At 75.2% G+C, this 18,685-nt stretch carries 20 protein-coding genes; 13 read left to right on the top strand and 7 right to left on the bottom strand.

What is annotated here, in order from left to right; translation table 11 throughout:
* Positions 1-103: 103 nt before the first annotated feature.
* Positions 104-787, bottom strand: a complete 684-nt coding sequence (locus tag ACZ7RU_RS11595; RefSeq protein WP_470340698.1) for a response regulator — start codon at positions 785-787, stop codon at positions 104-106.
* Positions 784-2,103 (bottom strand): sensor histidine kinase, encoded by a 1,320-nt coding sequence (locus ACZ7RU_RS11590; protein ID WP_470340697.1) that lies wholly within the window; start codon positions 2,101-2,103, stop codon positions 784-786. The genes ACZ7RU_RS11595 and ACZ7RU_RS11590 overlap by 4 nt, the downstream gene beginning before the upstream one ends.
* Before the next feature lie 259 nt (positions 2,104-2,362).
* Here ACZ7RU_RS11590 and ACZ7RU_RS11585 point away from each other — a divergent pair, with 259 nt between their 5' ends.
* From ACZ7RU_RS11585 to ACZ7RU_RS11570, 4 genes are all read left to right on the top strand, one after another.
* On the top strand, positions 2,363-4,552 hold the full coding sequence (locus ACZ7RU_RS11585) for an MMPL family transporter (RefSeq protein WP_470340696.1): 2,190 nt from the start codon (positions 2,363-2,365) through the stop codon (positions 4,550-4,552).
* Between the two features lie 268 nt (positions 4,553-4,820).
* Positions 4,821-5,711: an SDR family NAD(P)-dependent oxidoreductase gene (locus ACZ7RU_RS11580; protein ID WP_470340695.1), complete on the top strand. Its 891-nt coding sequence runs from the start codon at positions 4,821-4,823 to the stop codon at positions 5,709-5,711.
* Positions 5,712-5,774: 63 nt separating this feature from the next.
* A complete protein-coding gene (locus tag ACZ7RU_RS11575; RefSeq protein WP_470340694.1) occupies positions 5,775-6,353 on the top strand; it encodes a TetR/AcrR family transcriptional regulator in 579 nt (192 codons plus the stop codon).
* Between the two features lie 125 nt (positions 6,354-6,478).
* Positions 6,479-7,129 carry a hypothetical protein gene (locus ACZ7RU_RS11570; protein WP_470340693.1) on the top strand — a complete coding sequence of 217 codons (651 nt, stop codon included), beginning with the start codon at positions 6,479-6,481 and terminating at the stop codon, positions 7,127-7,129.
* A 46-nt stretch (positions 7,130-7,175) separates the two neighbouring features.
* On the opposite strand, the gene ACZ7RU_RS11565 is transcribed toward ACZ7RU_RS11570, so the two are convergent.
* Together ACZ7RU_RS11565 and ACZ7RU_RS11560 are read right to left on the bottom strand one after the other, a co-directional pair.
* A complete protein-coding gene (locus ACZ7RU_RS11565) occupies positions 7,176-7,742 on the bottom strand; it encodes a hypothetical protein (RefSeq protein WP_470340692.1) in 567 nt (188 codons plus the stop codon).
* Between the two features lie 189 nt (positions 7,743-7,931).
* Entirely contained in the window at positions 7,932-8,348 is a 417-nt protein-coding gene (locus tag ACZ7RU_RS11560; protein WP_470340691.1) for a CBS domain-containing protein, read from the bottom strand.
* A gap of 429 nt (positions 8,349-8,777) precedes the next feature.
* Here ACZ7RU_RS11560 and ACZ7RU_RS11555 point away from each other — a divergent pair, with 429 nt between their 5' ends.
* The 5 genes from ACZ7RU_RS11555 to ACZ7RU_RS11535 all read left to right on the top strand — a co-directional run bounded on the left by ACZ7RU_RS11555 (position 8,778) and on the right by ACZ7RU_RS11535 (position 11,439).
* The gene (locus tag ACZ7RU_RS11555; protein ID WP_470340690.1) at positions 8,778-9,260 is read left to right on the top strand and encodes an SRPBCC family protein; all 483 of its coding nucleotides are present in this window, start codon (positions 8,778-8,780) and stop codon (positions 9,258-9,260) included.
* Positions 9,261-9,368: 108 nt separating this feature from the next.
* A complete protein-coding gene (locus tag ACZ7RU_RS11550) occupies positions 9,369-9,872 on the top strand; it encodes a metallophosphoesterase family protein (RefSeq protein WP_401112213.1) in 504 nt (167 codons plus the stop codon).
* Between the two features lie 510 nt (positions 9,873-10,382).
* Complete coding sequence (locus ACZ7RU_RS11545) at positions 10,383-10,754, top strand: phage holin family protein (RefSeq protein WP_470340950.1); 372 nt, start codon at positions 10,383-10,385, stop codon at positions 10,752-10,754.
* Positions 10,751-11,167 (top strand): DUF3618 domain-containing protein, encoded by a 417-nt coding sequence (locus ACZ7RU_RS11540; protein WP_470340689.1) that lies wholly within the window; start codon positions 10,751-10,753, stop codon positions 11,165-11,167. Before ACZ7RU_RS11545 ends, ACZ7RU_RS11540 begins: the two co-directional genes overlap by 4 nt.
* 5 nt (positions 11,168-11,172) lie before the next feature.
* A complete protein-coding gene (locus ACZ7RU_RS11535; protein WP_470340688.1) occupies positions 11,173-11,439 on the top strand; it encodes a DUF4235 domain-containing protein in 267 nt (88 codons plus the stop codon).
* A gap of 116 nt (positions 11,440-11,555) precedes the next feature.
* Here the strand turns inward: ACZ7RU_RS11535 and ACZ7RU_RS11530 are convergent, their stop codons facing one another.
* Both ACZ7RU_RS11530 and ACZ7RU_RS11525 read right to left on the bottom strand, forming a co-directional pair.
* Positions 11,556-12,950 carry an erythromycin esterase family protein gene (locus ACZ7RU_RS11530; protein WP_470340687.1) on the bottom strand — a complete coding sequence of 465 codons (1,395 nt, stop codon included), beginning with the start codon at positions 12,948-12,950 and terminating at the stop codon, positions 11,556-11,558.
* A 325-nt stretch (positions 12,951-13,275) separates the two neighbouring features.
* A complete protein-coding gene (locus ACZ7RU_RS11525) occupies positions 13,276-14,076 on the bottom strand; it encodes an excalibur calcium-binding domain-containing protein (protein WP_470340686.1) in 801 nt (266 codons plus the stop codon).
* Between the two features lie 96 nt (positions 14,077-14,172).
* On the opposite strand from ACZ7RU_RS11525, the gene ACZ7RU_RS11520 reads away from it, so the two are divergent.
* The 3 genes from ACZ7RU_RS11520 to ACZ7RU_RS11510 all read left to right on the top strand — a co-directional run bounded on the left by ACZ7RU_RS11520 (position 14,173) and on the right by ACZ7RU_RS11510 (position 16,966).
* Positions 14,173-14,823, top strand: a complete 651-nt coding sequence (locus ACZ7RU_RS11520) for an HAD family hydrolase (RefSeq protein WP_470340685.1) — start codon at positions 14,173-14,175, stop codon at positions 14,821-14,823.
* A gap of 144 nt (positions 14,824-14,967) precedes the next feature.
* Positions 14,968-15,894 (top strand): NADP-dependent oxidoreductase, encoded by a 927-nt coding sequence (locus ACZ7RU_RS11515; RefSeq protein ID WP_470340684.1) that lies wholly within the window; start codon positions 14,968-14,970, stop codon positions 15,892-15,894.
* Between the two features lie 133 nt (positions 15,895-16,027).
* A complete protein-coding gene (locus ACZ7RU_RS11510; protein WP_470340683.1) occupies positions 16,028-16,966 on the top strand; it encodes a cupin domain-containing protein in 939 nt (312 codons plus the stop codon).
* Between the two features lie 132 nt (positions 16,967-17,098).
* On the opposite strand, the gene ACZ7RU_RS11505 is transcribed toward ACZ7RU_RS11510, so the two are convergent.
* Positions 17,099-17,944, bottom strand: a complete 846-nt coding sequence (locus tag ACZ7RU_RS11505) for an alpha/beta fold hydrolase (RefSeq protein WP_470340682.1) — start codon at positions 17,942-17,944, stop codon at positions 17,099-17,101.
* Positions 17,945-18,122: 178 nt separating this feature from the next.
* Between ACZ7RU_RS11505 and ACZ7RU_RS11500 the strand changes: the two genes are divergently transcribed.
* Positions 18,123-18,572: a MarR family transcriptional regulator gene (locus tag ACZ7RU_RS11500; RefSeq protein ID WP_470340681.1), complete on the top strand. Its 450-nt coding sequence runs from the start codon at positions 18,123-18,125 to the stop codon at positions 18,570-18,572.
* The last annotated feature ends 113 nt before the right edge of the window (positions 18,573-18,685 follow it).

Below are 18,685 nucleotides of genomic sequence, written 5' to 3'. Positions count from 1 at the left end.
CGGACACCGCGGTCCGCCGGGTCCCGCACGCCGAACCCGTGACGCCCGCGCCGCGCCTCCTGACCCGCCGCCGTCCTCCCGACCCGCCGCGCCCGATCCTCCGTCAGGCCCGGCCGCTCCCCGTCCGGGCGGTGACCAGGCCGGACTCGTAGGCCGCGATGACCGCCTGGGCGCGGTCGCGCACGTCGAGCTTCCCGAAGAGGCTGGTGATGTGGTTCTTCACCGTGGACTGGCCGATGTCCAGGGCCCGGGCGATCGCGGCGTTGTCCAGGCCGGTGGCCATCAGCCGCCACACCTCCACCTCACGGGGCGTGAGGTTCCCCGCCGCGACGTCGGGCGGCGGCGGGGCGGCGACGGGCGCCCGGACGTAGGTGGAGATCAGCCGGGTCAGCAGGCGCGGGGCGACCGCCGCCTCGCCGGTGTGGACGGTGCGGATCGCCGCGGCGAGGTCCTCCGGCGAGACGTCCTTGGGCAGGAAGCCGTGGGCGCCGGCGCGCAGCGCGGCCACCACGTACTCGTCCATGTCGAAGGTGCTCAGCGCCAGGACCCGGCAGTGGGGCAGCGTGCGGGCCAGCTCCCCGGTCGCGGCGACCCCGTCCAGGACGGGCATCCGGATGTCCATCACCACGACGTCGGGGCGCAGCCGGTGGGCGAGGGCGATGGCCTGCTCCCCGTTCTCGGCCTCGCCCACCACCTCGAAGGCGGGGTCGGGGGAGAGGATCAGGGACAGGCCGCGCCGCACCAGCGGCTGGTCGTCCACGATGAGGACCCGGATCCCGGGCGTCACCGGTACACCGCTTCCCCGCGCAGCCCGCCGTCGACGCGCTCCCCGTCGACGGGCTCGACGCTAACGCGCTCCCCGTCGACGCGTTCGACGCTGACGCGCTTGACGCGCTCCCCGCTCTGGACGGCCGCCTCGGCCGTCTCCTCCGCCGCCAGCGGCAGCTCGGCCACCACGGCGAAGCCGCCCTCCGGCCGCGGTCCCGCCTCCAGGGTGCCGCCGTGCAGGGCGACCCGCTCGCGCATGCCGATCAGGCCGTACCCGCTGCGCACCGGTTCGTGCCCCGCGTCCTGGGACGGCCCGCCCCGGCCGTCGTCGCGCACCTCGACGGTGATCCGGTCCGTACGGTAGGTCAGCAGGACGGACGCGCTGGCCGGCCCGGCGTACTTGCGGGCGTTGGTCAGGCCCTCCTGGACGATCCGGAACACCGTCAGGCCGACGGTCGGCGGCAGCGGGCGGCTCGGCCCGCGCACGCCGAACGCGGTCGGCAGCCCGGCCCGGCGGGAGTCGTCCACCAGCCGGTCGAGGTCGTCCACCCCGGGCTGGGGCGAGGCCGGGCCGGCGTCCGGTTCGTCGCCGGCCCGCAGGACGTCCAGCAGTTGGCGCATCTCGCGCAGGGCCAGCCGCCCGGAGGACTCCAGGGTCACCAGGGCGTCCCGCACCACCTCCGGGTTGGCGAGGTTGGCGCGGGCGCCGCCGGCCATCAGCTGCATGGTGGTGATGTGGTGGGCCACGATGTCGTGCAGCTCCCGGGCGATGCGGCGGCGCTCCTCGGCCACCGCGCGGTCGGCCAGCAGCCGGCGGTTGGCCGCCACCTCCCGCTGCCAGCGGGCGACCATGAGGCCGCCGGCGGCCACGAGCACGGTGGACGCGGCGGCCGCGATGCCCGACTCCGCGGAAGGCACCGGGAAGCCGCCCTGGCTCAGCATCGTCACCAGCGCCGTCGCCACGGCGGCGCCCGCGGTGACCGGCCAGGAGCGGTTCCGGGCGACCGAGTACACCGCCACCGTCAGGACGGCGCCGAAGTGGATGCCCATCGGGGCCGACAGGTCGATCGCGCACTGGAACACCAGGACGGCGGCGAGCGCCCCCACCGGGTGGCGGCGCCGGGCGAGCAGTGGCACGCCCGCCAGCACGAGCAGCACGAAGCCCGACACGCCGACGCCGGGGGTGCCCCCCACCTCGCTGACGAGCAGGTGGCCGATCAGGTCCAGCGTGCCGACTCCGACGGCCACCAGCGCGTCCGCCTGGGTCCACGGCAGACCGTCCGTGCGGTGCGGCACCTCGCCCACGGCCGCGCCGGGGTGTTGACGCCCGTTCATCCTCATCCTCCCGGCCGACCAGCGTTGATGCCTCATTCTGGCACCGGCCCGCCCGGCCCCCGATGGTCCCTCCGGCCGAGAGCGGGCGGGCGGAGCAGGAGCACGGTCCCGGTTCCGGCCCGCAGGGGGGACCGGGGGCCCCGGCCCGGATCGTCCGCTGCCCGGACGCCCGGCCTCCCCTTCGCCTGATGGGCTGGGAGCCTGCCGGGAACCCCCGGCGACCAGGCCGACGTTCGCGTCCACCAGCCGGAGGGCACCCGTGATCCGCGCACTGACCAGATTCTCCACCAGACACGCCTGGAAGGTCATCGCCCTCTGGGCGGTGCTGGGCCTGGCACTGGCTGCGCTGAGCCCGACACTGCTCGGCCGGGTCACCCAGTCCCAGACCGGTGACTTCCTGCCGAAGAGCTACGACTCGGCCGCCGCCCTGCGGATCGCCGAGGAGCAGTTCGGGGTGAAGCCCGACGCCACCACGGTCACGGTGCTGGTCGCCCGCGGCGACGGCAAGGCGCTCACCGACGGCGACCAGCGGCGGATCGAGGCCGAGGCGGCGGAGCTCGGCAAGCGCCGGGTCACCATGCCCAGGAAGGAGGACGAGCCGGCGTTCCTCACGCCCGACCGCTCGCAGACCCCCCGGATCGCCCCCGCGATGACGGCGCCCGACCGGAGCTTCGAGCTGCTCTCCGTCGAACTGACCGGCAGCGCCGTGGACGAGGGCGTCCAGGAGGTCTACCGGACCTTCCGGGACTCCGCCCGCACGGAGTTCGCCGCCGCCGGGATGCGCACCGGGTTCACCGGCGCACTGGCCGAGACCGCCGACAGCGCGGACGACAACCGGGTCGCCGCGCGGATCGGCAGCAGCCTGGTCACCGTGCTGATCGTCCTGCTCAACGTGCTGGTGTTCCGCAGCGTGCTCGCGGCCGTGCTGCCGCTGCTCGCGGTCGCCCTGATCGGCGGCGTGGCCGCCGGAGCGGTGGCCGGCGCCGCGACGCTCACCGGCCTGCGGCTGGACGCCTCCACCCCGGGCCTGATCTCCGTGGTGCTGCTCGGCATCGGCGTCGACTACCTGCTGTTCCTGCTCTTCCGGTTCCGCGAGCACCTGCGCGCCCGGCCCGACCAGCCCGCCCGTGAGGCGGCCGCCGAGGTGGCCGGCCGGGTCGGCACCGCGATCACCTCGGCCGCGCTGACCATCGTGGCCGCCTTCGCCACCCTGGGCGTGGCGAGCTTCGGACAGTTCCGCTCGCTCGGCCCGGCGATCGCCGTCGCCGTCCTGATCATGCTGCTGGGCAGTCTCACCCTGATGCCCGCCCTGCTCGCCGCCTGCGGCCGCAGGATGTTCTGGCCCTCCCGCAGCCTGGACCGGGAGCCGCGGGCGGGCGCGGCCGCCCGCTACGGCGCCTTCGTCGCCCGTCGTCCGGTGGTCCTGCTGCTCGGCTCCGTCGCACTGCTCGGCGCCCTCGCCGCCGGGATGACCGGGCTCCGGATGGACTACGGCCAGGGCGGCGACTCCGGGACAGCGGCCGCGGCCACCGCCAAGGAGATCGCACGCGCCCTGCCGGCCGGCGTGTCCGACCCGACCACCGTCTACGTCACCGCGAACGACGGCGCCACCCTCGACCCCGCCCGGCTCGACGGCCTCACCCGCGCCCTCGCCACGACCGAGGGCGTCGGCCAGGTCGGCGCCACCGTCCTGAACCAGGACCACCGCGCCGCCCGGGTCGACCTCTTCCTCACCGCCGACCCGCAGAGCGCACGGGCCCGCGACCTGGCCTCCGGCCCGGTCCGCGCCGCCGTCGCCGCCCACACGCCCGCCGGGACGAGCGCCCACGTCGGCGGCACGGCGGCGATCTTCGCCGACATCTCCGTCGCCGTCGACCACGACCTGAGGATCGTCTTCCCGGTCGCCGCCGTCCTCATCGCCCTGATCCTGCTGCTCCTGCTGCGCAGCCTGCTCGCCCCGGTGGTGCTGATGCTCGCGGTCGGGCTGGGCTTCGCCGCCACCCTCGGTGCCGCCACCCTGCTGTTCCAGCACCTGCTGGACGAGCCCGGCGTCAACTTCACCCTGCCCCTGGTGCTGTTCCTGTTCGTCGTCGCGCTGGGCACCGACTACAACATCCTCATCACCGACCGGATCCGCGAGGAGATGCACCACCCCGGCCCGGCCCGCAGCGCCGTGGCCCGCGCCGTCCGCCACACCACGCCCGCCGTCGCCACCGCCGGCCTGGTCCTGGCCGGCTCCTTCGCCACCCTCGCCACCACCCCCGGCAGCGCCCAGATCGCCTTCGCGCTGACGCTCGGCATCCTCCTCTCCGCCGTCGTCCTCTCGCTCGCCCTGGTCCCGGCCCTGGCCACCCTCCTCGGCCGCGCCCTGTGGTGGCCCCTGCGCCCCACCCGCCCCCACACCCCCACCGCCCCCACCCCGCCCCCCACCCGCGCCCTCGTGCCCTGACCGCCCGCCCCTCCCGACCGGGCGGGCGCCCGCCCGGACGCCCGCGGAGGCCCGGCCCCCCCCCCGAGGGCCGGGCCTCCGGCGCGCTTCACGGATCGCGCTCTCATCGGGCCGACCATGCCGGTCACGTCCGCACGCCCGACGCCGGCCGAGCCGGGCTCGGCCGGCCTGCGCGGCCGAGCGGACCATAACCGGATAGCTCATCCGCTCCTGTGCTACCGTTCCAAGAAGCGGATGACTTATCCGTATCTCTGGAGTGGGGGAGCATATGCGCAAGACAGCCCTGGTCACGGCCGGTACGGCCGGTATCGGCCTGGAGACGGCGCTGGGACTGGCCGCCGCCGGCTACGCGGTCACCGTGGTCGGCCGCGACGCCGACCGGGGCGCGCGGGCGGTCGCCCGGATCGACGCGACGAACCCCGCCCACCGCGGCCGGTTCCTGTCCGCCGACCTCGGCTCGCTCGACGACGTCCGCGCGCTCGCCGACCGGATCACCGCCGACCACGCCGCCTCCGGCGACCCGCTGACCGTTCTCGTCAACAACATCGGCGCGATGTTCCCCGAGCGGCTGACCTTGGACGGCGTCGAGGCCTCGTTCCTCGTCAACCACCTCTCGCCGTACCTGCTGACCGAACGGCTGCTCCCCACCCTGACCGCCGGTGCGCCGAGCAGGATCGTGAACGTGACCTCGGGAGCGGTCGCCCTCGCCAAGCGGCGGTTCGACGCCGTCGAGCCGCCCGGCGGCTACTACGGCTTCCACTGGTACGGCCGCGCCAAGCTCGCCAACCTCGCCTACACCCTCGATCTGGCCGCGCGCCTGGACGGTACGGGCGTCTCGGTCTTCGCCGCCGACCCTGGCGGCGCCGCGACCGACATGACCAGCGGCACCATGGCCGACCCGAAGATCGTCTCGCCGGCCCTGCGGCTGCTGTGGCCCCTGGTGCGCCGCAGGTTCGAACGCTCCACCTCGGGCCCGGCCTCGGTGGCCGCCAGGCCCTCGATCGCCGCGGCCACGGACGAGACCCTGACCGGCCGGACCGGCATCCTCATCGGCGCCCGGGCCCGCCCGGTCGCGCCGCCGCGCGCGGCGGCCGACCCCCGCCTCGCCGAGGCCGTACGCCGCCTCAGCGAACGGCACGCGCCGGTCACGACCACCTGACCGCCTCCGCCGCGGCGCCGGTGGCGGGATCATCCGGATGGGCCATCCGGTTAGCATGTCCTCATGACGACGCCCCTGCGCAAGGACGCGGCCCGCAACTGGGACCGGATCGTCTCCGTCGCCCGTGCCCTGGTCGACCAGGGCGAGCCGCTACAGCTCAACGACGTCGCCCGCCGCGCCGGACTCGGCGTGGGCACCGTCTACCGGCACTTCGCCACGCCCGAGGCCCTCCTGGAGACCGTCGCCACCCCCTGCCTGGAAGCCCTGGCCGCCCACGGGGAGCGGGCCCTGGCCGACAGCGACCCCCGGCGCGCGCTCGAGGGCTTCCTGCTCCACACCGTCGAAGCCCAGGTCAGCGACGCCTCCCTGGCCCCGGTCACCGCCGCACCCGCGGACGCGCTCCCGCGCACCACGGAACTCAAGGAGTCGCTCCGAGCGGTCGGCACCGCCCTCCTGGACCGGGCCCGCGAGGCCGGAGCGGTCCGCGCCGACCTCACCCCGGCCGACCTCGTCCCGCTCATGTGCGGCATCGCCCACGCCGTCCACGTCCACGCAGGCACGCCCACCGAGCGGATCGAGACCGCCCGCCGCTACCTGGCCACCGTGCTCGGCGGCCTCCGCGCCACACCGACGAACGCCTGAGCCGCCTCCCGCCCACGCACGGCCGCGCACCGCCCACGCGCCCTTCGCACCGGAACCGGGGACCCGGCCCCGGACGTCCGACCTCCCGGGGCGCCGTCGTCCGCCGCTGGGAGGGGTTGCGGATCGTGAGGATCGTGTTGTGGGCCGTCGTCGGGGTGCTGTTCGCACTGCTACCGCTCGCCCACTGGTTGCTGCGCGCCCGTCCCACGCCGCTCCGGGCACCCGTCGCCGCCGTGCTGGTGCTCTGGCTGGGGCTGGTGCTCGCGGTGGTGTCCGACCTGCTGCACCCGCGCGGTGAGGCCGAGCTCTACCTGCTCTACACGCCGCTCGCCGAACTGGCCGTCCTGCTCGGCCTGCGGCTGGACCGGCGGATCGCCGGGCCGGGTACGGATCGCCCGACCGGCTGGTCCCGGGCGGCGGGCATCGCCTTCCACGGCCAGCTGGCCCTCGTCCTGACCGCCACCCCGCTGCTGGCGCTCGTGGCCTTCCACGAGGCGGACCTCCCGTCCGCGAAGGCGCTGCCGCAGCCGCCGCCCGGCTACACCCTGCTCGACACCGACAAGGGATGCGGCAACGGCCACGGCGCCACCTGCTGGCGCACGCTCTACCTCACGGGCCCGCCCGGCGTGCCGACGGCGCAGGCCGCCGACCGGCTCCGGCCCCGGCAGCGGTGCGAGACGAACGGCTGGCTGATCGACCGCCGCGACCTGTGCACGGAGGTGAGCACCGACGGCGCCGCGATCGTCTACCGGGTCCACCTCAGCGGCGGGCTCTAGCCGTTCCGTCCCGTGAGGTCGGGTACCCGGACCGGGGCCCGGCCGATCAGGTCCAGGGCAGTTGGCCGGCGGCCCGCCGCAGGGTGCCGCGGAGCTGTTCCATCGGGCGCTGCTGTTCGCCGTGCAGGGCGTTGAGGACCACGAGCGCGCCGGTGAACGCCGGGACGGCCCACTGGACGCAGCGCAGCTGGCGGCGGGCGCGCTCCAGGTCGACGGGGTGGTGGGCGGCCTTGTCGCGTTCGCGGGGGTCGGGGGAGGTCGCCAGGCGGACCTTCGCGCCGAGGACCCCGGCCCAGGCGGTGGTGGCGAGGGCGGCCGCGGTGCAGGCGGTCTTGGCGACCGTGGAGGAGGCCAGGCCCTGCTGGAGCGGGACGCGTGCGGCGTTGACGGCCAGCAGACCGCCGGTGCCGACCATGTGGACGCCGATCGCCACGAGGTTCACCGGCGCCCAGCGCGTCCAGCCGGTGGAGGCGATCCGGTCGGCGCCCTCCCGGGAGCCGCCTTCCGCTGCCGCCGCCTCGTTGAGGGCCACGGCACCCATCAGCGCCCCGCCGAACCACGCCGCCAGCCCCAGGTCGTGCATGCTGCGCAGGACGGTGTTCCGTTCCGACATCCCTGCCTCCTCGCTCGGGTGCCGGAGAGACCGGCACCCGCCTCACGCTTCCCGGACCGGCAGGGCGCCACCATCGGGGCTGCGCTGTTGGAGGGCAGCCCCCGAGCCCGGGCGGACGGCGGACAGCGGAGGGCCGGCCGGCCCTGGGGGAGGGGCGGGCCGGCCGGCCGGTGGGCGGCGGCGGGTCGGTCAGTCGGTGGAGATGGCCTCGAGGAGGTCCCCGGCCTTGGCGTCGGGCAGGGCGCGGGCGACGTCGGCCAGGGCGACGATGCCCACCAGCCGGTGGCCGTCGATGACGGGCAGCCGGCGCACCTGGTGGGAGCCCATGGTGCGCAGGATCTCGTTGGCGTCGTCGTCGGCGCCGATGGTGACGGCCTCGCCCTGCGCGAGTTCGCCGGCCTTCACCCGGGCGGGGTCCTTGCCGGCTCCGAGGACCTTGACGACGATGTCGCGGTCGGTGAGGACGCCCTTGAGCCGGTCGTCGGTGCCGCAGATCGGCAGGGCGCCGACACCCAGCTCGGTCATCTTCTTCGCGGCTTCCAGGACGGTCTCCTGTTCGCCGATGCACTCGGCGCCCTCGGTCATGATCTCGCGGGCCGTGGTCATGGCGTTCTCCTCTCGTCACACGGGTCGCCGGACGCACCTCGCCGGGCAGTGCGGGGCCCGCGCTGCCCCGCGGCGGCGCTGCCGGTGCCGTCCGCCTTCTCGCCAGCTCGGCTGCCCACCGGAGCCCAGGTCATGCCTCCCGGCCCGGCCTTCCCGGCAGCCGCCTGCGCACCCCGGCAGCCGCCCTGCGGACCCGGCGACCGGCGCTCGGATCCCTGGGCGTGGCCGGCCTGGCCGGGCCCCGGATGAGGCGGCGCCGTCGCGGCGGGGGCGGTGTCGGAGGTCGGGGCTACGGTTCCCGGTACGCCGGGAGCTGACGACACGGCAGCGGACGCGCGCAGCGGTGTGCTGCCCGGACGGCCGGTGACCGGTGCGCCGCCGATGTCCGCCCCGGGCCGCACGGACCGACACCACGAGGGAGCCTCCGAGATGAACGCCACCGCCGACCCCCGTACGATCCGCATCGAACACGACTACCCCGCCTCCGCCGAGCGGATCTGGGAACTGTGGACCACCGCTCCCGGCATCGAGTCCTGGTGGGCGCCGGACGGCTTCACCGTCCGGGTGGACGCCCTCGACCTGCGTCCCGGCGGCACACTGACCTACACGATGACCGCGGCGGGCGCGGAGCAGGTGGCCTTCATGGAGGGCGCGGGGCTCCCGCTGAGCACGACGTCGAGCAAGAGGTTCACCGTCGTCGAGCCGAAGCGGCGGCTCGCCTACACCACGCTCGCCGACTTCGTCCCCGGGGTGGCCCCGTACGAGTTCCTGACCGAGGTCGGGCTGACGCCGACCGGGGGCGGCGTGCGCGTGACGATGACGGTCGACGCCATGCACGACCAGGAGTGGACCGATCGGCTGGTCGCCGGGCGACGCGATGAGCTGGCGAACCTGGCGGCCCTGGTCGGATAGGACGACCTGTCCGGTGGCGCGGCGGTGGAGCGTCGCCGCCCGCGTCGCGCCGGGGGACCCTACGCTCGTCCCTGTCCGCCCGACCCGCCCGAACCGGAGCCCGGAACCGTGCGACTGCTCGTCACCTCCGACACCCACGTGCCCACCCGGGCGCGGGCCCTGCCGGCCCTGGTCCTGCGCGCCGTCGACGAGGCCGACGTGGTGTTCCACGCCGGGGACTGGGTCGACACTGCCACGCTCGACCTGTTCGAGGCCCGGGCCCGGCGGCTGGTCGCCGTCCACGGCAACAACGACGGACCGCAGCTGCGCGAACGGCTGCCGGAAGTGGCCCGGGTCGAACTGGAGGGCCTGCGCTTCGTGGTCGTGCACGAGACCGGCCCCGCCCGGGGACGTGAACAGCGGTGCCGCTCACGGTTCCCCGACGCGGACGTCCTGGTCTTCGGCCACAGCCACATCCCGTGGGACAGTCGCGGCCCGGACGGACTGCGGCTGCTCAACCCCGGCTCGCCGACCGACCGGCGCCGCCAGCCCTTCGCCACCTACCTCACCGCCCGGGCACACGACGGCCACCTCACCGAGGTGCGCCTCCACCGGCTGCCGCCGCGCTCCTGACCTGCCGGGACGTACCGGGAAGTACGCCTCCGAGGCGGCCCGCGAGCCCCACCACTTCGGCGCGCACACCGCCGCGCTGCAGTACTGGTGCGAGAAGTGGCTCAACCACTACGGGAACCCGGCCGCCGTCTTCCGGCGCACCCGCACCAGGGCCGCCCGCGCGGCGGCCTGACCCGCCCGCGCGGTCCTCCGACCGCCGCAGGCTCCCACTCGACGGCCCTCCGCCCTCCGGCGGAGGGCCGTCGCCGCGTTCCGCCTCCTGCCGGGCCACCGGTCCCGGCAGGTCCGGCAGGGCCGGGAGCACGAGTGAAGCGGGCGGCCATGTCGGCCGTACGACCGGCCTGAACTCGCCCGGTCGGGGTAAGCGCGCCCTCGACGGGCGGTCGGGCGCACGGCGCGGCCGGCCGGCAGGGCAGGAGCGCAGAGGGACAGGAGGTGACCGCTGTGTCGAGCACGCAGCTGCACCGTGCCGGACCCGCCCCGGGTGTGGACCGACCGGGCCAGGAGCCGGTGGGTGAGCTGGTGAAGCGGGCCTCGCAGCAGCTGACCGAGCTGGTGCGGGACGAACTGCGCCTGGCGCAGGCGGAGATGAAGGAGAAGGGCCGGCGCTACGGCAAGGGCGGAGGCCTGTTCGGCGGCGCCGGGCTGGCCGGATTCCTGATGGCGCAGGCGCTGGTCGCCACGGTGCTCGCCGCACTGGCGGTCGCGCTGCCGGTCTGGGCGGCCGGGCTGATCGTCACCGCGGTGCTGGGCCTGGTCGCCGCGGTGCTGGCCGTGAGCGGAAAGAAGCAGGTCGATCGGGCCGGGCCGGCCCTGCCCGAGCGGACCGTCGAGAACGTGAAGGCCGACGTGGCCGAGATCAAGGAGAGGGCACACCGATGACCCAGCCGCCGTACGACGAATCCATCGCCTCCAGCCCGGAGGAGCTGCGCGAACAGGTCGAGCGGACCCGGGCCGAGCTCGGAGGGACGATCCAGGCGCTCGCGGCGAAGACCGACGTCCGGGCGCGCGCCCAGGAGAAGGCCGCCGAGGTCAAGGAGCAGGCCGCTCACAAGGCCGGAGAACTGAAGGCCAAGGCCGCCGACCTGGCCCACCAGGCGCAGGACCGGCTGCCCGATCCGGTCAGGCACACGGCCGCCGAGGCCGGTCACCTGTGGGAGGAGAAGGTGCCCGAACCGGTGCGGGAGAAGGCCGCCCGGGGGGTGCGGCTGGCGCGGGCCAACCGCACGGTGCTGGTGGCGGCGGCGGGGGCGGCCACCGTGGTGTGGCTGGTCTGCCGCCGCCGGAGGGGGTGAGCCGGGTGAAGGCCTCGAAGATCGCCTACAAGCCGGTCGGGCTCGCGCTCGGCGCCGTCAGCGGCATGGCCGCGGGAGTGCTGTTCAAGCAGGCGTGGAAGGCGCTCGGCCACGACGAGGACGCCCCGGACGCCACCGACGAAGGCCGGTCCTGGCGGGAGGTGCTGCTCGCGGCCGCGCTCCAGGGCGCGATCTTCGCCGGGGTCAAGGCGGCCGTCGACCGCGCCGGCGCCACCGCCGTACGCCGGCTGACCGGAACCTGGCCCGGCTGAGCTCGTCGTTCCGCCTCCCCGGTCGCACGGGCGACCGCGCACCCTCCCGGTGACTGCCCGGCTGGCGCTGCTGGTGGGCCGGCCCACCAGCAGCGCCAGCCGGGCCGGCCCGGGTGCTACTTGAGCATGCGGGCCGCCTCCACCTGCTGGAGGTGGATCACGACGTCGTGCGACTGCGCGAGCCGGATCTGCGGGGCGTCCGCGATCCCGGGGTAGGTGGCGCCGATGTTCTTGACGGTGTGCGGTGCGGCGAGCCAGGCGCGGGCCTGCGCCGGGACGTCGCGCAGGTCCACCACGAAGTCGCGGTAGCGCACCCGGTCGAGGGTGTGCTCGGCGGTGCCGGGCGCGGCCGGGCCGACGGCGAAGCGGTGGACTCCGCCGTCCTGGCCGAAGGCGTTGAACGAACCGTGGTCGAAGGTGAGGCCGACACTCAGGTAGCCGTCGCCCAACTGCTCGCGCAGGAAGTCGCCCTGGACCCTCGGATACGGGCCGGGGACGTAGGACTTCAGGGCGACGTGGCCGTTGTGGGCGGCCAGCACGATCCGGTCGCCCGTCCGCTGCTGCCACCAGGCGACGTTCTCCGCCATGATCCGGTCGCGGTGGAGCATGGCGCCGGGGATGCTCTGGGGGTCGTCCCAGTCGAAGGCGTACAGGGTGGTCATCTGGTGGATCGCGGTGGCGTGCTGGAGGGCCCAGGCGTGGGCGTCGGCGTCGGCGCCCGTGCCGGGCAGCTGCTTGACCAGGTCCACCGCCCGTCCGGTGCGCTCGGCGAGCTCCTTGCGCTCGGCCATCGGCTTCGACAGGTAGTCGTCGACGTACCTCTCGGCATCGGTGGCGGGCCGCAGGCCCCGGTACAACTCGGTGAGCTGCGGGACGAGTTCGGGGCGGACCGCGGCCACGTAGGCGCTCACCCTGTCGTACAGCCCGGCACCGGCGAACCCGCCGTCGTCGCCGACGAAGCGGACCGGGTCCTCCGGGTGCCCGACGTTGTACGCGCGCATCCACTGGAGCAGATCGCGGTACTCGGCGTTGTTCCACCACCGGTAGGTGCCCTGGAACTCCTCGTCCATGATCTGCTTCAAGTCGCCCTCGCCGTGCACGAGGTAGGCGTCGAGCCGAAGTCCGGTGCTCCACGGGGCTTCGAGGGCGAAGGCCCGGAAGCCCTTCTCCTCGACCAGGTACCGCAAGACCCGGTGCTTGAGGGCGAAGAACTCGTGCGAGCTGTGGGTGGCCTCGCCGAGGCCCACGACCCTGGCGTCGCCGACCATCCGGCCGAACGGGCGCAGGTCGGCCAGGCCGCCGAGGGGCTCGGTGGTGCGCAGCGGATGGGCCACCCGGCTGAGGGCCGCCTCGGGGGAGCGGGACACGGCGTCGTCGGAGGCCGGTGCGGAGGCCGAGGTGGCCGAGGTGGGCGGGGCAGGCGGGGTGGCGGCGGAGGCGGCCGGGGCGATGGCCAGGGTGGCACCGAGCGGGACGAGCAGGGCGGCGAGCAGGGCCTTGTGCGTGATCATGGGCCCCACCCTCGCCGCGCGCGGGTGCCCCGGACCATCCGCTGCGCCCCCCGATCGGCCCGGGGGTTAGCCTCACCCGCCGATGGGCGGGGGACCAGGCTCCCGGTCCTGGCCCGCGGCGGTACGTCGTGGGCGGGACGCACACCCGCCGCCCGGTACCCGAGGAAGCCGGCCGCCGTCCGCACGGGGCCCTCCTGGCCGGGCCGGCGCCGGTCCTGGAACCGCACGGCTCCGTCACCAGCCCCGGTCGGACGGCAGGTGCGCACCGGCTCCCGCTGGTGCACACCTGCCCCGACGGCACCGGAGGAGCCGCCGGGGGGGCAGGTCACTCGCAGGCGACTCCGTCGCCGTCGCGGTCGAGCGCGGCGCGGTAGCCGGGCTCACCACGGTGCAGCGGGGCTGCGCCGGCGGCTTTCGCCGCGCTGCAGTTGGCGTAGTACGCAGTGCCGCCGCCCCCGCCGGAGGACGAGCTCGACCCGCCGCTGGAGGAGGTGCCCCCGCTGCTGCCGCCCGTCGATCCACCGGTCGAGCTGCTGCCGCCCGTCGATCCACCGGTCGAGCTGCTGCCGCCGGAGGAACCGTGGCCGGGACGGGTCTCGCAGGCGGTGCCGTCGCCGTCGGAGTCCAGGCCCGCGCGGTAGCCGGCGTCGCCCCGGTGCAGCGGGGCCGCGCCGCCCGCCCACGCGGCCTCGCAGTCCGCGAAGTACACGTCAGCCTTCGGCGGGGCGGCCTCCGGCGGAGCGGACGGCTGCGCCGGCACGGGTGCCTGGGTCGGCGTGGGAGTCGGGGTCGCGGTGGCCGTGGCGGTCGGGGTCGGCGCCGCGGTCGCGGTGCTCGGTGAAGCCGAGGCCGAGGGGGAGGGGGCGGTTGCCGTGGCCGCGGCGACCGGACGGGCGGTGTCCGGCTTCTTCGGGTCGGCCACCACGGCCGCGAACCAGATCAGGCAGTAGAGGCCGCCGACCACGCTGACGGCCACCTTCGCCGGACGCCGCCACGGCGAGGTCCACAGCAGGACCAGGCCCACCGGGGGCAGGAAGACGAGGGCGAGGACGATCACCGCGGGTCTGCGCCACCACGGGCGGGCGCCCACGGACGCGGGTGAAGGCGAGGGGGAAGAGCTGGTCATCGGTGAATCAAATCATCGGCTCTGTACGCGTCGTACCAGAATTCATCACGTTTCAGCTACATCCGCGGCCCCCGTCCGGAGTAATAAAGTGCAGGAGTGATCGAACTGGTGATCTTCGACTGTGACGGCGTGCTGATCGACAGCGAGCCGATCGGCGTCGAGGTGGACAAGGTGGCGATGGCGGCGCTCGGGCTGCCGATGGGCGAGCAGGAGATCGTGGAGCGGTTCGTCGGGCTGTCGCACGGGGCGAAGACGGCGGCGCTGGAGGAACTGCTCGGGCGGGAGCTGCCCGCCGACTGGTGGGAGGAGTACCGGCCGCTGCACACCCGGCTGACCGAGGAGCGGCTGGGCCCGGTGGACGGGATCGTCGAGGCGCTGGAGCGGATCGACCTGCCCGGGTGCGTGGCCTCCAACAGCAGTCATCGCTGGCTGCGGCGGGGGCTGGGCCTGACCGGGCTGTACGGGCGGTTCGCCGGGCGGATCTTCAGCGGCGCGGAGGACGTGCCGCGCGGCAAGCCCGCGCCGGACCTGTTCCTGCACGCGGCCCGCACGCTGGGCGCCGACCCGGCCCGCTGCGTGGTGGTGGAGGACAGCCCGCACGGCCTGAGCGCGGCGAACGCGGCCGGCATCCCCGCCTTCGGCTACACCGGCGGCGTCAACTCCGCCGACCGCCTGGCCGGTCCGGGCCGGGTCCTGTTCGGCGACATGCGCGACCTGCCCGGCCTGCTCACCGCGCACGCCCACTGACTCGACCGGGGTGCTCGGCGGGCGAGACGATCGGACATCTTCTGAAGACTGAAGGATATTCAGCGGCTCGTTCGATCTTCCTAGAGTTGAGGACACCAGGAGCCGGGCCGACAGGGACCGGACCGAGCGAGAGGCAGTCCTCCCATGCGCGCAGTCATTCAGAAGTCCTTCGGCGGCCCCGAGGTCCTGGAGGTGGTCGAGACCGAGCGGCCCGCCCCGCTCGGCGGCGAGGTCCTCGTCCGGGTCCACGCCAGTGGCGTCAACCCGGTGGACGTGGCGGTCCGTTCGGGCGCCTATCCGCTGCTCGGCGAGCCGCCGTACGGGGTCGGCTGGGACATCTCCGGCGTCGTCGAGGAGGCCGGCCCCGGGGCCCGTTTCAAGCCCGGTGACGAGGTCTTCGGGATGCCGTTCTTCCCCCGCGCCGCCACCGGCTACGCCGACTACGTCGCCGTCCCCTCGCGGCAGGTGGCCCGCAAGCCCGCCACGCTCGACCACGTGCAGGCCGCCGCGCTCCCGCTGGCCGCGCTCACCGCCTGGCAGGGCCTGGTCGACGCGGCCGGGCTGACCGGGGGCCAGCGCGTCCTGATCCACCGCGCGGCCGGCGGCGTCGGCCACTTCGCCGTCCAGATCGCCAAGGCCCGCGGCGCCCACGTCATCGCGCTGGCGAGCGAGGCCAAGCACGAGTTCGTGCGCGGCCTGGGCGCGGACGAGGTGATCGACTACCGGACCACCGACTACACCGAGGCGGTCGCCGACGTCGACATCGTCCTCGACTCCTCCTCCGAGGGCACCCGGGCCCTGGAGGTGCTGAAGCCGGGCGGCACCCTGGTCAGCATCATGGAGCACTGGAACACGGAGCTCGCCGCGAAGATCGAGGAGGCCGGCAGGCGCTTCGCGGGCGTCTCCGTCGAGCCCGACTACGCCTCGCTGGAGGCCATCGCCGCCCTGGTCGACGAGGGCCGGATCCGCCCGCACATCGCCGGGACCTTCCCGCTCGCGGAGGCCGGCAGGGCGCACGAGCTGGTCGGCTCGGGCCGGGTGCAGGGCAAGGTCGTGCTGACCGTCGCCTGAGCGCCACGCCCGCCCGCGGGGCGCGGGAGAGGGGGCCGGCCGGGGCGGGCCCCGGGACGGACGCAGGGCCAAACCCCTAAGGTGGCGGCGGACGGCGGCGGACCGTGGACAGACGGAGGACGGGGGAAGGTCGTTGGACATCCTGACCGAGGCGCTGGGCTCGATGCGGACGGGGCTGCCCACATCGGTGCGCACCGAGGGCCGGGCCCCCTGGGGCCTGCGCCTGCCACCGGTCGCCGGAGCCGGCTTCCACGTGGTGCTGCACGGCACCTGCTGGCTGATCCCGCTGGGCTGCGCGTCCAGCACCGAGCCGATCGCGCTCAACCCGGGGGACGTGGTCTTCCTGCGGGACGGCAGCGGCCACATCCTGGCCGACCACCCGTCCACCCCGGCCGAGCCCGAGCGGCCCGACCAGTACCGCCCGACCGGGCCGATCGGCACCGTGACGCTCGGCGGCGACGGCGCCCGCACCAGCCTGCTGTGCGGCAACTACCACCTGGACAAGGGCCGTCCGCACCCGCTGGTCCGCCAGCTGCCCGAGGTCGTCCACCTGACCACCGGGCACGGCCGGCACCCCGAGCTGAGCGCCGCCGTCCAACTGCTCGGGGCGGAGCTGGAGAACCCGCGCCTCGGGTCGACCGGCATCGTCCCGGCCCTGATCGACTCGCTGCTGCTCTACATCCTGCGGGCCTGGCTCGACGACCGGCCCACGGCGGCCGCGGCCGGGTGGGCGGCCGCGCTGGGCGACTCCGCGGTCGCGCCGGCCCTGGCCGCCATCCACGAGGACCCGGCGGCCCCGTGGACGGTGGAGTCGCTGGCCCGACGGGTGGGCCTGTCCCGGGCCGCCTTCGCCCGGCGGTTCACCACGATGGTGGGCGAGCCGCCGATGGCCTACCTGACCCGGTGGCGCCTGACCACCGCGGCCCGGCTGCTGCGCGAGTCGGAGGCCCCGCTGACCGCGGTGGCCGCCCGGGCCGGGTACGGCTCCGAGTACGCGTTCGCGAAGGCGTTCAAGCGCGAGTTCGGCCGGGCGCCGGGCGGCTACCGCCGCGAGCTCAGGGCCGCAGCCTGAGACGCGGGCGCCGCACTCGACCACGGCGACTTTGGTGAACGCGCCTGCACTGTAAGGGACTTGGCCTGGAGCCTGCGCCGGAGCCGCCCACCGGCGGCCGACTGGCCCGCCCGCCCGACCGGCTGCGCCGGGTCAGGCGGCGGCGCCCAGGATCTCCCGGATGCGGGCGGCGTAGGCCCGGGGGTGGGTGGTGTTCCCGTTGTGGCCGCCGGGCAGTTCCAGCACCTGGGTGCCGAGGAGGTCGGCGAGGGCCAGCGCGCACTGGACGTCGAAGACCTCGCGGGGCGTGGTCAGGCCGACGGCCGGGAGGATGCGCGTGCCGGTCCCGCGCAGGCCCGCCGGGTCGAGGGTGTCCTGGATGACCGCGCTGAAGTCGTGCCGGATGAAGTGGTCGAAGTTGGCGAGGCGCCGCTCGTCGAGGGGCTGCGGGGTCAGGTCGGCCTCCCGGTCCGGGCCGGCCGGGTCGATGCCCAGGACCCGGGCGATCTCCGGGAACGTCGCCCGCAGCCCCTCGCGTCGGTAGAGGTCCTGGAGGTGGGCCAGCTCCTGCTCGTGGCGCGCACGCCGGTCGGCGGCCAGGAGGCGGGGGGCCACGGGCTCGTGGGCGATCAGGGTGCCGATCTGCCCCGGGTGCCGCTGGGCCGCGTGCAGGCCGATGACGGCTCCGAGGCTGCAGCCGAGCATGAGCGCCGGCTCGTCGGTGAGTGCGGCGAGCAGGTGGTGGACGTCGTCGGCGTGCTCGACGAGGGTCGCGCCGCGGCCCGGCTCGGTTAGCCGGCTGCGGGACAGGCCCCGGCGGTCGTAGGTGACCACGGTGAAGGCGTCGGTGAGCCCGGCGACCAGGTCGACGCTGCGGTCGGCGTCCCCCTCGCCGCTCTGCGAGACGAGCAGCACCGGCCCGCTGCCGTCGACCTGGTAGTGCAGGACGGCACCGGCGACGGCCAGGGTGCCGGTGGTCGGGTGCGCGGTGCTGGGCATGGTGGGTCCCCCTTCGCCGGAGCCGGCGGTCCGTCCGTCACCCGGTGCTCCACCATCTTTCATCGAAAGAGATGCATCTGTCTAGATGTATCGAGGTGGATCTTTCTCGCCGTGGGCGAGGGGGTGGCCCCCGTATCCATCGGTCCCGATGAATCGAATCCGATGTATGCTCCCGGCCATGAACGGAGTGGAGCTGTTCCTGCTGGGCCGGACCCTGATGAAGCTCGGCGAGGACGCGCTGCCGGAGCCCCCCGGCGGCGCCGGCCGCTACGCCGGCAGCGCCCGGCTGGTCCTGATCGTGGCCAGCGACATCGCCGCCCACCCGGACAGCGCCGTCGGCGAGATCGCCTCCCGGACCGGCCTCCCGCAGAGTCAGGTCTCCACCGCCGTGGCGCGGCTCAAGGAGGCCGGTTCGGTGGTGACGGCCCCCGACCCCGCCGACCGCCGCCGCGTCCTGGTCCGCCAGGCCGCCGACGTGTCCGACCGCGTCGCCCGGGTCCGCGCCGCCGGCATCGAGCGGGCCCTCGCCACCGCGCTCGGCACCGAGGATCCCGAGCGGCTCGGCGAGGTCACCGCCGCCCTGGACGTCCTCGCCCGCCACCTCCTGCCCCACCGCCCGCAACGGTGACGCGTCTCCGGGGTGATCGGGTGAAGTCCCGAGCCGCGGGGAAAGGGTGTCCGACCGCGGCGCCCGCCCGCGGATCGTCGGCGTAGGGCGGGTTCCGGGTCCGGTCGCGTCCG

This window comes from Kitasatospora sp. NPDC114501, assembly GCF_055633695.1.
The sequence above is the reverse complement of the archived record's forward strand: the minus strand, read 5'-3'. Positions and strand labels throughout refer to the sequence as shown.

What these genes read in the sequence shown, in the direction of transcription:
- ACZ7RU_RS11525 (WP_470340686.1), bottom strand. Translation starts at nt 14,076, where the DNA reads ATGACCAGCTCTTCCCCCTCGCCTTCACCCGCGTCCGTGGGCGCCCGC.
- ACZ7RU_RS11530 (WP_470340687.1), bottom strand. Translation starts at nt 12,950, where the DNA reads ATGATCACGCACAAGGCCCTGCTCGCCGCCCTGCTCGTCCCGCTCGGT.
- ACZ7RU_RS11555 (WP_470340690.1), top strand. Translation starts at nt 8,778, where the DNA reads ATGAACGCCACCGCCGACCCCCGTACGATCCGCATCGAACACGACTAC.
- ACZ7RU_RS11560 (WP_470340691.1), bottom strand. Translation starts at nt 8,348, where the DNA reads ATGACCACGGCCCGCGAGATCATGACCGAGGGCGCCGAGTGCATCGGC.
- ACZ7RU_RS11565 (WP_470340692.1), bottom strand. Translation starts at nt 7,742, where the DNA reads ATGTCGGAACGGAACACCGTCCTGCGCAGCATGCACGACCTGGGGCTG.
- ACZ7RU_RS11505 (WP_470340682.1), bottom strand. Translation starts at nt 17,944, where the DNA reads ATGCCCAGCACCGCGCACCCGACCACCGGCACCCTGGCCGTCGCCGGT.
- ACZ7RU_RS11540 (WP_470340689.1), top strand. Translation starts at nt 10,751, where the DNA reads ATGACCCAGCCGCCGTACGACGAATCCATCGCCTCCAGCCCGGAGGAG.
- ACZ7RU_RS11515 (WP_470340684.1), top strand. Translation starts at nt 14,968, where the DNA reads ATGCGCGCAGTCATTCAGAAGTCCTTCGGCGGCCCCGAGGTCCTGGAG.
- ACZ7RU_RS11575 (WP_470340694.1), top strand. Translation starts at nt 5,775, where the DNA reads ATGACGACGCCCCTGCGCAAGGACGCGGCCCGCAACTGGGACCGGATC.
- ACZ7RU_RS11590 (WP_470340697.1), bottom strand. Translation starts at nt 2,103, where the DNA reads ATGAACGGGCGTCAACACCCCGGCGCGGCCGTGGGCGAGGTGCCGCAC.
- ACZ7RU_RS11580 (WP_470340695.1), top strand. Translation starts at nt 4,821, where the DNA reads ATGCGCAAGACAGCCCTGGTCACGGCCGGTACGGCCGGTATCGGCCTG.
- ACZ7RU_RS11500 (WP_470340681.1), top strand. Translation starts at nt 18,123, where the DNA reads ATGAACGGAGTGGAGCTGTTCCTGCTGGGCCGGACCCTGATGAAGCTC.